The sequence below is a fragment of the Mesorhizobium sp. B2-1-8 genome (assembly GCF_006442545.2).
Taxonomy (GTDB): Bacteria; Pseudomonadota; Alphaproteobacteria; order Rhizobiales; family Rhizobiaceae; genus Mesorhizobium.
This window is the reverse complement of record NZ_CP083952.1, coordinates 2518913-2531143: the sequence shown is the minus strand read 5'-3', so window position 1 is coordinate 2531143 and position 12231 is coordinate 2518913. Positions and strand designations below refer to the sequence as shown.

Annotated in this window: 11 protein-coding genes; 7 read left to right on the top strand and 4 right to left on the bottom strand. The window is 62.2% G+C overall.

Annotation, left to right across the window (positions count from 1 at the left end):
• Positions 1-85: 85 nt before the first annotated feature.
• Complete coding sequence (locus tag FJ970_RS12335) at positions 86-2719, bottom strand: bifunctional acetate--CoA ligase family protein/GNAT family N-acetyltransferase (protein ID WP_140764967.1); 2634 nt, start codon at positions 2717-2719, stop codon at positions 86-88.
• A 164-nt stretch (positions 2720-2883) separates the two neighbouring features.
• Between FJ970_RS12335 and FJ970_RS12330 the strand changes: the two genes are divergently transcribed.
• The 3 genes from FJ970_RS12330 to FJ970_RS12320 all read left to right on the top strand — a co-directional run bounded on the left by FJ970_RS12330 (position 2884) and on the right by FJ970_RS12320 (position 6000).
• On the top strand, positions 2884-4737 hold the full coding sequence (locus FJ970_RS12330; protein WP_140764973.1) for a heavy metal translocating P-type ATPase: 1854 nt from the start codon (positions 2884-2886) through the stop codon (positions 4735-4737).
• A gap of 29 nt (positions 4738-4766) precedes the next feature.
• Positions 4767-5216, top strand: coding sequence for a thioredoxin TrxC (trxC, locus tag FJ970_RS12325; RefSeq protein ID WP_140764965.1), 450 nt, complete (start codon positions 4767-4769; stop codon positions 5214-5216).
• A 397-nt stretch (positions 5217-5613) separates the two neighbouring features.
• Entirely contained in the window at positions 5614-6000 is a 387-nt protein-coding gene (locus FJ970_RS12320; protein WP_140764962.1) for a hypothetical protein, read from the top strand.
• Positions 6001-6127: 127 nt separating this feature from the next.
• On the opposite strand, the gene FJ970_RS12315 is transcribed toward FJ970_RS12320, so the two are convergent.
• On the bottom strand, positions 6128-6499 hold the full coding sequence (locus tag FJ970_RS12315) for a plastocyanin/azurin family copper-binding protein (RefSeq protein WP_227792098.1): 372 nt from the start codon (positions 6497-6499) through the stop codon (positions 6128-6130).
• A gap of 362 nt (positions 6500-6861) precedes the next feature.
• Entirely contained in the window at positions 6862-7359 is a 498-nt protein-coding gene (locus FJ970_RS12310; protein ID WP_140764956.1) for a plastocyanin/azurin family copper-binding protein, read from the bottom strand.
• Between the two features lie 265 nt (positions 7360-7624).
• On the opposite strand from FJ970_RS12310, the gene FJ970_RS12305 reads away from it, so the two are divergent.
• Positions 7625-7903: a PepSY domain-containing protein gene (locus FJ970_RS12305; RefSeq protein WP_181178814.1), complete on the top strand. Its 279-nt coding sequence runs from the start codon at positions 7625-7627 to the stop codon at positions 7901-7903.
• Positions 7881-8477 carry a cytochrome b/b6 domain-containing protein gene (locus FJ970_RS12300; protein WP_321575739.1) on the top strand — a complete coding sequence of 199 codons (597 nt, stop codon included), beginning with the start codon at positions 7881-7883 and terminating at the stop codon, positions 8475-8477. Before FJ970_RS12305 ends, FJ970_RS12300 begins: the two co-directional genes overlap by 23 nt.
• Positions 8478-8644: 167 nt before the next feature.
• Here the strand turns inward: FJ970_RS12300 and FJ970_RS12295 are convergent, their stop codons facing one another.
• Positions 8645-9292, bottom strand: coding sequence for a BON domain-containing protein (locus tag FJ970_RS12295; RefSeq protein WP_140764950.1), 648 nt, complete (start codon positions 9290-9292; stop codon positions 8645-8647).
• 235 nt (positions 9293-9527) lie between these two features.
• On the opposite strand from FJ970_RS12295, the gene arcD reads away from it, so the two are divergent.
• Positions 9528-10994 (top strand): arginine-ornithine antiporter, encoded by a 1467-nt coding sequence (gene arcD / locus FJ970_RS12290; RefSeq protein ID WP_140764948.1) that lies wholly within the window; start codon positions 9528-9530, stop codon positions 10992-10994.
• A 12-nt stretch (positions 10995-11006) separates the two neighbouring features.
• The gene (locus FJ970_RS12285) at positions 11007-12221 is read left to right on the top strand and encodes an arginine deiminase (protein WP_140764946.1); all 1215 of its coding nucleotides are present in this window, start codon (positions 11007-11009) and stop codon (positions 12219-12221) included.
• Positions 12222-12231: the final 10 nt, after the last annotated feature.

The following is a 12231-nucleotide window of genomic DNA, read 5'->3' as shown; positions in this document are numbered from 1 at the left end:
ACAAGGGAATCGTCAAATCGAATTGCAAGAAAACGGCAACCAGACACCGCAAATGTTGCAACGCTATTCCCGCATTCCTCGCCGATTAGGAAACCAGATCAAAGCCTTGCGGATAGTTCACCGACGACTTCGTATTCTCGCCAAGTATTGTCCCTTCGATCCGTCCGATCCCATCGGCTTTCGCATAATCGACGAGCTGCCTGAGCAATTCCCAGCCCAGGCCATGACCCTGTATATCCGTACGCACCAGCAAGGCGTATTCGGCGACGGCGTGGTCTGGATCGCAAGATATCCGGCTGATACCCGCCAGCGCGCCGGAGCTCGTCTCCAGCGCGACGAAAGCCATGTCACGATCGTAGTCGAGCTGGGTGAGCCGCTTCAACATCTGGTCGGAGAAGCTTTTGCGTGGCGACAGAAAACGCAGGCGCAGATCATCAGGCGAAATCCTGGCAAGGAATTCGGGATAGAGCGCGACGTCGGCCGGCTTGATCGGCCGGATATGGTAACACATGCCGTCGGCCGAAAACTCTTTTCCCCAACCCGACGGATAAGGCCTGATGGTAAGCGCCGGATTCGGACCCGGCTCGTCCACCTGTTCCGGGTCGATCTCGATGCGAGCGTCGACTGCGATCACGCCGGCGGTATCGGCGAGCAACGGATTGATATCGATCGAGACGAGGCACGGAAAGTCGACGATCATCTGCGACAGGCCGTTGAGCGCTGCGATGATCGCCTGCCGATCGGCCGGCTTGCGGTCGCGGAATCCGGCCAGCAGGCGGCCAATCCGCGTTTGCCCGATCAGGTCACGGGAAAGAATGTCATCGAGCGGCGGCAACGCGATCGCCGTATCATCCATTACCTCGACGGCGACGCCGCCGGCTCCAAACAGAATGGCCGGGCCGAAGATCGGATCCTGGTTCATGCCGAGAATGAGTTCCTGGGCCTGTTTCCGCACCACCATTGGCTGAACGGCATAACCTTCAATGTCTGCTTGCGGTGCGTGCTCGTGCACACGCGCCTCGATCAAGTATGCGGCCTCGCCGGCGGCAGCAGCGGTGGCGATGCCAAGCACCACTCCGCCAATGTCCGACTTGTGCGAGATCGCCTTTGACAGCAGCTTGACGACGACCTGCTCGGATGTCCTGAGAAGCCCTCCGGCCGCCTTCCCCACTTCGGCAGGAGATCTCGCGATGATCGTTTCGGGTACCGGGATGCCGTAGGCCGAAATCGCCGCCTTGGCTTCGGTTTCGGTCAGCATTCGCCGACCTTCCTTGGCAACCTGCCGGAATACGGCAAGCACCGCTTCTCGGCCGCTCGTGGCGGCCTCGCCCTGGCTCGACGGCGTGCGCAGCAGGGCCCGCTGGGCTCGTGACCATTCGCTGAGGTTGGAGACGGCCATCGCGGCATCCGCTGGCGTCTCGAAGCTGGCAATACCGGCATCCTGAAGAACACGTCGCCCTTCACGCGCCGTGTATCCGCCAAGCCAGCAGGTCAGGACAGGTTTGCCGCCAATCTTGCCGTCTTGCACGAGCGCCGCCACCGCGCTTGCCGCAGCGAGCGGCGAGCCGAGCCCAGTCGGGCAGTTCATGACCAGGATGACGTCGGTCCCGGCATCGGCCGCGACGGCCTCGATCGCGCCTCGATAGCGCTCTGGCGGGGCGTCACCGATAATGTCGACAGGATTGGCGTGGGACCATGTGCTCGGCAGGACGGCATCCAGGCCGGCGATCGTTCCTGGCGAAAGTTCGGCTAATTCCCCGTTGCCTTCGATGAGTTGATCGACAGCAAGCACGCCGGCGCCGCCGCCATTGGTGACGATGCCGACGCGGGCTCGTTCGAGCGGGACGAAACGAGCGGTCGTTTCAACCGCATCGAACAACTCCGTGAGGCCCTTGACGCGCAGTATGCCAGCGCGCAGCAGGGCCGCATCGACGACGCGGTCGGCGCCCGATAGCGCGCCGGTATGGGTCGCGGCCGCTTTGGCCGATTGCTCGTGCCGGCCCGATTTTATTGCGATCACCGGCTTGATCCTCGCCGCCGCACGCGCGGCCGAGATGAACTTGCGCGGATTGGGAATCGTTTCGAGATACATCACGATGGCGCGTGTTCGAGCATCCCCCGCCAGCATGTCGAGACAATCTCCTACGTCGACATCCGCCATGTCGCCCAGGGAGACGATCTGCGAGAAGCCGACATTGTTGTCCGCCGCCCAGTCGATCAGCGATGTGGCGATGGCGCCGGATTGCGACAGCAGCGCGATGTTGCCGGGCCTGGCGGCCATATGCGCAAATCCGGCGTTAAGTTTGACGGGCGGGATCATCAGCCCGACTGTATTCGGTCCGATGATGCGAAAGAGCGTGGGCTTGGCCGCATCGAGCATCGCCTGGCGCAGGCCGTTTTCGCGCGTAAGGCCGGCGGTGATGACGACCGCCGCCCGCGTGCCCTTTTCAGCAAGGTCGCGCACGATGCCTGGAATTGTCTCGGGCGGCGTGACGATGACACCAAGGTCCGGGACACCCGGAAGATCGGCCGCGTTGCGATAGCATTGCCGACCCTCCACTTGCAGGTATTTCGGGTTGACCGGCCAGATCTCGCCCTCGAATCCGCCGCTGACGACGTTGTCGAAGACAACCCGGCCAACGGAACCGTCACGCGCCGACGCGCCGAAGACAGCAACCGACTTTGGCGCGAACGCATGTTCGAGATTTCGGATCGTCACCCTTATTTCTCCTGTTCGTGGCGATCATCGCTGGTCGATCCTGCCCGTTCGTTGCGTTGGATCAAAGCGTTCTCCAGTTCTTGCGGTTAGCTGTTGCCCGAGTTCGACGCGCCCGTCAGCGCTGACGAAAATTGGCGAGCATCGACCAAATCGGAAGACATCGCATGAACGAGTCCACCCTTCGCCGCGCATTGCTGGCTATCGCCATTCTGGGCCTCGCCATTGGCTTCGGCGTTCGGCAAACCAGGGTCGGCCCGCTTGAGGCCGACACGATCTGGACGATCGCGACCTTGCCTGTGGTCGGGGCTCTCGCCATCTCCATTCTGCGTGATTTCTGGATCGGCCGCTTCGGCGTGGACGCGATTGCGCTCGTGTCGATGTCGGCTGCGCTGCTGCTCGGCCAGCCGCTGGCGGCGGTGGTGGTCGCGATCATGTATGCCGGCGGCACAGTGCTCGAGGACTTTGCCCGCGGCCGCGCCGAGCGGAGTCTCAAAGCACTTACCGATCGCTCGCCGCGTGTCGCGCATCGCAAGTCGGCAAATGGAACAGAAATGATCCCGATTGAAGAGGTCGCTGTCGGTGACACTCTCCTGGTGCGCGCCGGCGAGCTGCTACCGGTGGACGGCATCTTGCTCGACCCGTCGGCATCGCTGGACGAGTCGGCGGTGACCGGAGAGCCGCTGCCGGAGCGGCGAAACGCGGGCGACATGCTACGCAGCGGAACCATCAATGCGGGCGAAACCTTCAGCATGCGGGCCTCCGCACGCGCGGACCAGAGCACCTATGCCGCGATCGTGCGCATGGTAGCGGCAGCGCAGACCGTCAAAGCGCCCTTTATTCGCATGGCCGACCGCTTTGCTCTCTTCCTGCTGCCAGCCACTTTGCTGGTTTCCGGTGCCGCCTGGTACATCTCCGGCGATCCAATCCGGGCGCTCGCCGTGCTGGTCGTCGCGACGCCTTGCCCGCTCATCCTCGCGGCGCCCGTTGCCTTCATCGGCGGCGTATCGCGCGCCGCGCGCGCCGGCATCCTGATGAAAGGCTCGGCGGCTCTGGAGGCCCTCGCCCAAGTTAGGACGGCGATCTTTGACAAGACGGGGACCTTGACCATCGGTGGCGCCGAACTCATCGAGATTGAAGCTGAACCCGGCCGCGATGCCGACCATCTGCTGCAACTGTTGGCGTCCCTGGAGCAGGCCTCGCACCATGTTCTCGCCGACTCGATCATCCGGGCAGCGCGCGGCAGACATCTGATGCTTTCGCATCCGCATGATGTGCGAGAGCATCGCGGTGCGGGAATGAACGGCCGGGTCGAGAACATGGCTATCGCGGCGGGATCCCGGGCTCTCGTGCTGGCCAACAAGCCATTGCCGTGTTGGGCGAAGAGCGGTGAAGAAAGATACCGGGACGAACCGGTGCTCAGGGTTTTTGTAGCACTCGGCGGACGGCTTGCCGGTATATTCACGTTCGGTGACGCCCTGCGTGTCGATGCGCGGAGTGCACTCGGCAAGCTGCGCTCCGCCGGCATTGCACGCATGATCATGCTCACAGGCGACGATGTCGTGGCGGCGAAGCGCATTTCTGCTTTGCTCGACCTCGACGCCATTGTGGCCGACGCGACCCCTGCCGACAAAATCGCGACTGTCGAAGCCGAGAAGGCCCTGGCGCCGACGATGATGGCCGGCGACGGTATCAACGATGCCCCTGCCCTGGCGGCCGCAACGGTCGGTGTAGCCATGGGAGCACGTGGCGCGACCGCCTCCTCCGAGGCAGCCGACGTCATCGTTCTGACCGACCGGCTGCAGCCGGTAGCCGATGCGGTGCGCATTGCAAGGCGAACGCGGGCGATCGCCTTGCAAAGCATCATTGCAGGGCTGGCGCTGTCGGGACTGGCCATGGCGGCCGCGGCCATGGGGCAGATCACGCCCGTTGCCGGTGCGCTGATTCAGGAGGGTATTGACGTTGCGGTTATCCTGAACGCGTTACGCGCCCTTGGCGATGGACAGCCGTGGCGCGCATAGTGGGTCGAGAACAAGTTCGGTGAATGGCCATGGCACAGCAAAATCTGGTGGTTTGCAGCAAATGCGGCGGGGTCAACCGTCTGCCGCCGGCCCGCAACGCCATGGAGGCGAAATGCGGAAAGTGCAGGAACAGGTTGTTTTCGGGTCACCCGGAAGACGTCGACACCCGCGTTTTCGATTGTCAGATCGCGCGCAGCAGCCTGCCGGTTGTCGTCGACGTCTGGGCGCCCTGGTGCGGACCCTGCAAGATGATGGCTCCGGCATATGAGTCCGCGGCCAACGAGCTTGAGCCGCATGTTCGCCTGATCAAACTCAACTCCGACAACGAGCAGGCTGTCGCGGCCAGACTCGGCATTCGCGGCATCCCGACCATGATCCTGTTCCATGGCGGGCGCGAACTTTCGCGCACATCCGGTGCAATGACGGCGGGCCAGATCGTCAGGTGGGTTCGCGACCGCCTGCCGACTGTCGCCGCCTGAAAATCGCCGCGTAGATGGGATCCGCTCATTGCCCAGCTTGGGCTCGCCTTGGCAATAGGTCTGCTCGTCGGTCGGGAGCGTGGCTGGCAGGAACGGGACGCACCTGACCGCAGCCGCACGGCCGGCATTCCGACATTCGGCATATCGGGGCTGCTTTGGCGGCGTGCTCGCCGCGCTCGCCGCAAATGCGCTTGGCCGCCTGCTACTTGCTGTCTCCGCCGGCCCGGCCAGGTTCTGGCCGCCATTGGCCCTCGCCACCCTGATCGCGATGGCCTTGGCCAGCGGCGCAATGGTGTGGATGAGCCCCTGAAGAAGCGCAGGTTTCGAGGCTTCCTTGATGCGGATCAAGAGCCACATCCTGTTGCCGCGATATAGAACTCCGTGAAAGGAGTTCGCCATGACCACTTCAAAGGATCTCTCGTCGAAATTCCGCCACATACGGTTGTTGCTTGCCCGCGACAAAGGTCATCCGGAAGGTGACCGTCAGGAAGGCTATGATCTACTGGCCCCATTGACCGGCGAAGGTCGGATCGACGTGCAGGAGTGGAGATCGCACAGGGGCTCTTGCCGTGTTCGCCGGTTTCGTACCGGCGAGGAAGATCTCATCGGCCGGCTGAGGCGCAAGCCAGGCGGCCAGTGGTTTTTCGACTATGCCGATGGCGATCGCGACGACGAGATCGGTTTCCATCTCGGCGACGAACTGTTCGTGACTGGCGAATATGTGTCGGTCGAGCGCAACGGTGCCATGCATACCTATCAGGTTGCCCGTGTAGAACGGCCGTGATGGCTCAGCCTAGGCCGATGACGCGATTTCGCCTTTGGATCGCGTCGGAAAGCTGACGGGTCGGCGGCGCGAACCAATCGAAAACCCGCCGCAGCTTTGGCGCGGCGGGCCCTTCATCGACCACGGCCTATTTGACCAGGATTGTCGCCCACATTCCGTTCATGAAGTGGCCGGGAATATTGCAAAAGACTGCGTAGTTGCCGGGCTTGAGGTCGAGCGTCAGCGATCCGGTCTTGCCCGGATCAAGCTCCGAGACCTCGCCGAGATGGCCTGCCGCATCCTCGTTGACCCGATTTTCATTCGGCGCATATGGCAACGCGGCTTTCTTGGCATCCGCGACCGGGACGACGATCATCTCGTGGACCGTGTCCTTGGAGGTGTTGCTCACCTGGAAGGTGACTTTGCCTGCCGGCACGACGGTCTGGTCCAGCTTGACCCTCATGGTTGCCATGCTCATGTTCGCCGGCATGCCCATTCCCATCTTGGCGTCGGTGTTCACGACGCCGTCCTTGTCCCATAGCTTGACGTTTACCGTCGCGTTGGCGAAGGCGGGCGCCGACGCCGTCAAAAGGACCAAGACCAGCCCAGACTTGAAAAGCTGCATGTTCAAATAGCTCCTGATCGCATGCGGCGACCCCGCAGGCGATTGTTTTTGGGGAATCATTCCTCGGTCGCAAAGCCCGGCTAGAACAGCCAAGCTGACAATGGGCTTACAATGGTGACAGGCGACCAGGGATGAGGCGCACCATCAGTATCGCCACATTTCCGATCCCGCAGCTTGCCACCATTCCTGAAAACCGGCGATCCCGGCAACCGTCGGAACCGGGACAACCACCGCTGCAGCGCGAACCGCTGTCCGCTTTATGGATCGACGGTGAACTCAGCCCACATGCCGGCCCCGTAGTGGCCTGGCACGTTGCAGATAAGCAGGTATTTTCCAGCCTTCAGGTCGACTGTCAACGCACCTGATTTGCCGGGGCCAAGCTCCGAAACCTCGCCCTTGTCGCCGGCCCTGTCTTCGTCGACGCTGTTTTCGGCTTCAACGTAGGGAAGCGGCTTGCTGGGATCGGCAAGGTACATCACGATCATCTCGTGAACGGTGTCCTTGGAGTCATTTTTCACATTGAACGTAACCTCCCCGGCCTTCACAGCTCCAGGCAAAGCCTTGATGCCCATGGTCGCCCTGGCCGGATCAAGGCCTGGCATTGCATAGGCAAGGCCCATCGGCATTTCCATGCTTGCGCCCTTGTCCCACAGCGAGACTTGAACAAGCGCGGCGGCCTGGACGGCGCCGGCAGCACCGGCCATGAACATTGCGGCAGCGAGCCCGAGCCCTGCACTCCTCGATATCGTTTTCATGACAATCCTCCTTCAGGACGACGGCAAAAGCGCTCTCAGTCCGGACCGGCATGCTGCTCGCGCTGTGAGACGCCGGCCTTGCGCCAGATCAATCCACCCGGCGCGAGCCCGATCTTCAGCGTCGATGTCGCTGCCCGTGCAACCGTCAGCTGTTTGTCAGCTTGAATTGGCTATGTCGCACCATGACGGTCACATCGCCGTCCAACAAAGCCGATCCGAATCCCACCCACGGGCGCAACATCCGCGCCTTCAGAATGGAGCCATCATGTACCGTACACTCACCTTGGCCGCCCTGGCGGGCTTAATTGCCGCGCCAGCCCTCGCCGCCGGCGGCAGCTGCAGCACCGCTCCGAAATCGCAGTTCAAGCCCAAGGCAACGCTCGAGGCCCAGTTGACCGGCGAAGGCCTCACGGTCCGCCAGATCAAGGTCGAGAAGGGCTGTTACGAAGTCTACGCGGTCGACAAGGCCGGCAAGAAAGTGAACTGGGCTTACAATGCCGAGACCCTTGAAAAGCTCGACAATGCCGAAGCCGGCGAAAATTGATCTGAGTACTTCAGCGATCACGGACGCGCAGCCATCGTCGGAGATGGTGCGCGTCTGGGACCGGGTCGTGCGGGGCTTCCACTGGGCGCTGGCGCTCAGCTTCATCACCGCCTGGCTCACCTCCCATTCTTCGGAGGTCCTTCACCATTTGGCGGGTTACGCTGCTGCCGCGCTGGTCGCAATGCGGCTCCTATGGGGTGTCCTGGGCACGCACTACGCGCGGTTCACTCAATTCGTGCGCGATCCGGCGACGGTGCTGCGCTATCTCGCGGCAATACTGAGCGGCCGCGAAGCCCGCTACATCGGCCATAATCCGGCCGGCGGTGTGATGGTGATCGTGCTGATGGCGGCTATGGGCTCAACCGCGCTGACCGGCTGGCTGATGACTACCGACGCCTATTTCGGCGTGTCGTGGGTCGAATTGGCGCACAGCCTGGCCGCGCACGGCCTGCTGCTGCTTGTCTTGCTGCACATTGGCGGTGTCGCGTTGGCAAGCCTACGGCACCGTGAAAACCTGGTCCGGGCCATGATCACCGGGCGAAAACGCAAGGCCGAACCGGCCGACATCGCCTGACGATCTGTCAGTGCACCAAGCCCGATCCTGGCCGACTGCGGAGACGTGCGTGGGTCGGGCTTTGTTCGACATCGACCCCTTCGCCCGCGATGCGACGCGGGCGAAGGGACCCGCATATGCATGGGCGCCGGCGTGCCATGCTCGCTTCCCTTTGACGTTCCGACGCTTTAAGCGATTGTAAGGTGGTCTTCGACCATGCGCACCCCGGGCACGGCCCAGGCCGCGCGCTCTGTCGTGCGACGTTCGGCCCAGCTGTTGACCTTGCCTTTCAGTGTAACCTTGCCGTCGGACACGTTGACTTCTATCGCTTTCGACTCGACTTCCGCACTGCGCTTCAAGGCGTCTTCGATGCACTTTTTCACATTGGACGCCGTGGCCTGTGGCAGCACCTCGATGCTGTTATGCACGCCGAGAACGCCAGCCAGATATCGGATCGCGGCGAACGCCGCGGATCTCTGATACTGCCACTCCACCTTGCCGGTGAGTGTCACCCAGCCATTCTGGACCCTGACCTGTACCGCTCCGTCGGGGACGACGGTATTCCAGCTGATAGAGTGCAGGGCGCGCTTGGCGATCTCGTCGTCGGCCGTCAGGTTGCCGCCGACAGGCCGCACTTCGATCTCCTGCGCGATACCCTTTACACCTTTGACGCGGCGTACCGCCTCTTCCGTGGTTGCCTTCTGCGCATAGGTCGACACATGGCCGGTCAGGGTGACCACGCCGTTGTCGACGGCGACGCCGATATTGGCCGCGTCGATACTCGGCTGAAACTCCAGCTCATCGATGATGTCCTGCCTCAGAATATTGTTGTTCATGATTGCACCTCTGCATGGGAGCGGGCCGCGCTCGGTTTATTGAACGGCCTGAATATGCAGAGGCGATTTCGTCTTGACGTTGATGAGGATCAAACGATCTCTGGTCGAGCGAGATGAGTGACCCCTCAACTCACACCTTTGGAAATCAAGTTTCAATTTGACCGGCATCAAAGCTGGAAGCCTCGTCTTCCTATTCATTGCCTCCCATCAGAGCCTTCAAATTCGGGAGCGCATCATGACTACGGCTGATATCGATATTGCTGTTATGAAAGTCGAGACCGCGGCGCCAGCGAGACTTCGACTGGGTTCCTTGACTGCACTCGTGATCGGTTCAATGGTCGGCTCCGGCGTGTTCAGCCTGCCGCAGAACATGGCGGCTGGTGCCGGTCCCCTCGCCGTCCTGATCGGCTGGGCGATCACCGCAGTCGGCATGCTGGCGCTGGTCTTCGTCTATCAGTCGCTAGCGACCCGCAAGCCCGAACTCGACGCCGGCCCGTATGCTTACGCCAAGGCCGGCTTCGGCCCTTTCATCGGCTTCAACAGCGCCTGGGGCTACTGGATCAGCGCCTGGGTCGGCAACGTCTCCTACGCGGTGATCGTGTTCAGCGCCCTATCCTATTTCTTTCCGGCGTTCGGCGATGGCAATACCTGGCAGGCGGTGCTTGGCGCATCGGTTTTGCTGTGGCTGATCCACCTCCTGATCCTTGCCGGCATCCGGCAGGCGGCGGTCGTGAACCTCATCGTCACGGCGGCAAAGATCGCTCCGATCGTCCTGTTCGTTGGGGTTGTTGCCGTTGCCTTCAAGCTTCAGGTCTGGTCTCTCGACTTCACCGGTCTCGGCAACGCCAGCCTCGGCTCGATCACCGCACAGGTGAAAAGCACGATGCTGGTGACGCTGTGGGTCTTCATCGGCATCGAGGGTGCCAGCGTATTCTCCGGCCGTGCCGAGCGCCGCAAGGACATCGCCACGGCGACGATTCTCGGCTTCTTCACCTGCCTCGCGCTCTACGCCCTGGTGTCGCTGCTGTCGCTCGGCATCCTGAACCAGCCGGAACTTGCCGCGCTGAAAAACCCGAGCATGGCCGGCGTTCTGGAGGCGGTTGTCGGGCCCTGGGGTGCAATCCTCATCAACATCGCGCTTGTCGTGTCGGTGGTCGGCGCCTTCCTCAGTTGGACGCTGCTGGCGGCCGAAATTCCGCATGTCGCCGCCAAGGATGGGACGATGCCGAAATTCTTCGGCCAGGAAAGCGAACGCGGCGTGCCGTCGATCTCGCTTCTGATCACCAACCTGCTGGTCCAGGCTTTCCTGGTGATAACGCTCTTCGCCCAGAGCACCTATCAGGCCCTGTTCTACATCGCGTCGGCGGCCATTCTTGTGCCTTACATCTTCTCCGGCGCCTACGCGGCCAAGCTGGCATTGACTGGAGAGAGCTATACGACTGGCGAGCAGCGAACAGGTCCTCTCTTCGCTGGACTACTAGCAACGGTCTACGGGCTCTGGCTCGTCTACGCGGCTGGACCTGCCTACCTGTTCATGTGCGCGATCCTCTATGCTCCCGGCATCATCTTCTACATCTGGGCGCGCCGCGAAACCAGTCAGCGTCTATTCCGTCCTGCCGAAGCGGCACTCGCCGTAGCCCTCGTCGCAGTCGCCATTCTCGCTGTCTACGAAATGTGGACCGGCGCCATCAGCCCGCTTTGAAGAGAGCGCTCGATGACGAAGCTGGGTGTCCACTCCGAAGTCGGCCGTCTGCGCGAGGTGATGGTCCATCGACCCGATCTCAGCCTGCGCAGGCTGACACCGGAAAACTGCAAGGCGCTGCTTTTCGACGACGTGCTGTGGGTCAAGCGGGCCCGCCAGGAGCACGATGTCTTCGTCGATGCCTTGCGTGAACGCGGTGTGCTGGTGCATTCCTTCGGAGAACTCCTGGCAGAGACGATGAGCCTGGCCAAAGCCCGCGATTGGCTCCTCGACCGCAGGATTCACGCCGGTGTCGTCGGCCTCGACATGGTCGGCGAAATGCGGGGTTGGCTCGATGAAATGCCATCGGATCACCTCGCGACCGTGCTTGTCGGCGGCATCGCTCGTGCCGAGCTACCCTTCGAGCCCGCGGGACTGACCGGCAGGACGTTCGCCCCTCAGGAGTTCGTGCTGCCACCGTTGCCGAACCAGCTTTTCACGCGCGACAGTTCCTGCTGGATCCATGGCTCGGTCTCGGTCAATCCCATGTACTGGGCCGCGCGCCGCCCGGAAGCCGCCAATGTCGAAGCGGTGTATCGGTTTCATCCTCGCTTTCGAGACAGTAGCATTCCCTTCGTGTCGCCTGACCTGGGAACCAGTAATAGCCTGGAGGGTGGGGATGTCATGCCGATCGGTGGTGGAACGGTGCTCGTCGGCATGGGAGAACGCACGACGCCGCAAGCGGTGGGCGACCTTGCACGAAAATTGTTCGCGTGCGGCGAAGCGACCCGTGTGATTGCAGCCCTGATGCCGAGAGATCGCGGTTTCATGCATCTCGACACCGTTTTCACTTTCTGTGATCGCGACCTGGTCACCATGTATCCGCCCGTTGTCGAACGCCTGCGTTCCTTTTCGCTGCGACCCGGTGACGGAGACGCGACAGTCGAGGTAACGGAGGAAAGAGAGCCATTCACGTCTGTTGTCGCCGACGGGCTCGGATTGAAGTCGCTGCGGATCATCGCCACGGGAGGCGACCGCTATGAAGCAGAGCGGGAACAATGGGACGACGGCAATAACGTCGTCGCGATCGAGCCGGGAGTGGTCATCGGTTACGACCGAAACGTCTACACCAACACCCTTCTGCGCAGGGCTGGAATAGAAGTAATTACCGTGGAGGGCGCCGAACTCAGCCGTGGGCGCGGCGGCGGGCACTGCATGACCTGTCCCTTGGCGCGCGACCCAATCTGAAAGGAACTTC

What these genes read in the sequence shown, in the direction of transcription:
- FJ970_RS12330 (WP_140764973.1), top strand. Translation starts at nt 2,884, where the DNA reads ATGAACGAGTCCACCCTTCGCCGCGCATTGCTGGCTATCGCCATTCTG.
- trxC (WP_140764965.1), top strand. Translation starts at nt 4,767, where the DNA reads ATGGCACAGCAAAATCTGGTGGTTTGCAGCAAATGCGGCGGGGTCAAC.
- FJ970_RS12320 (WP_140764962.1), top strand. Translation starts at nt 5,614, where the DNA reads ATGACCACTTCAAAGGATCTCTCGTCGAAATTCCGCCACATACGGTTG.
- FJ970_RS12310 (WP_140764956.1), bottom strand. Translation starts at nt 7,359, where the DNA reads ATGAAAACGATATCGAGGAGTGCAGGGCTCGGGCTCGCTGCCGCAATG.
- FJ970_RS12305 (WP_181178814.1), top strand. Translation starts at nt 7,625, where the DNA reads ATGTACCGTACACTCACCTTGGCCGCCCTGGCGGGCTTAATTGCCGCG.
- FJ970_RS12300 (WP_321575739.1), top strand. Translation starts at nt 7,881, where the DNA reads ATGCCGAAGCCGGCGAAAATTGATCTGAGTACTTCAGCGATCACGGAC.
- FJ970_RS12295 (WP_140764950.1), bottom strand. Translation starts at nt 9,292, where the DNA reads ATGAACAACAATATTCTGAGGCAGGACATCATCGATGAGCTGGAGTTT.
- arcD (WP_140764948.1), top strand. Translation starts at nt 9,528, where the DNA reads ATGACTACGGCTGATATCGATATTGCTGTTATGAAAGTCGAGACCGCG.
- FJ970_RS12285 (WP_140764946.1), top strand. Translation starts at nt 11,007, where the DNA reads ATGACGAAGCTGGGTGTCCACTCCGAAGTCGGCCGTCTGCGCGAGGTG.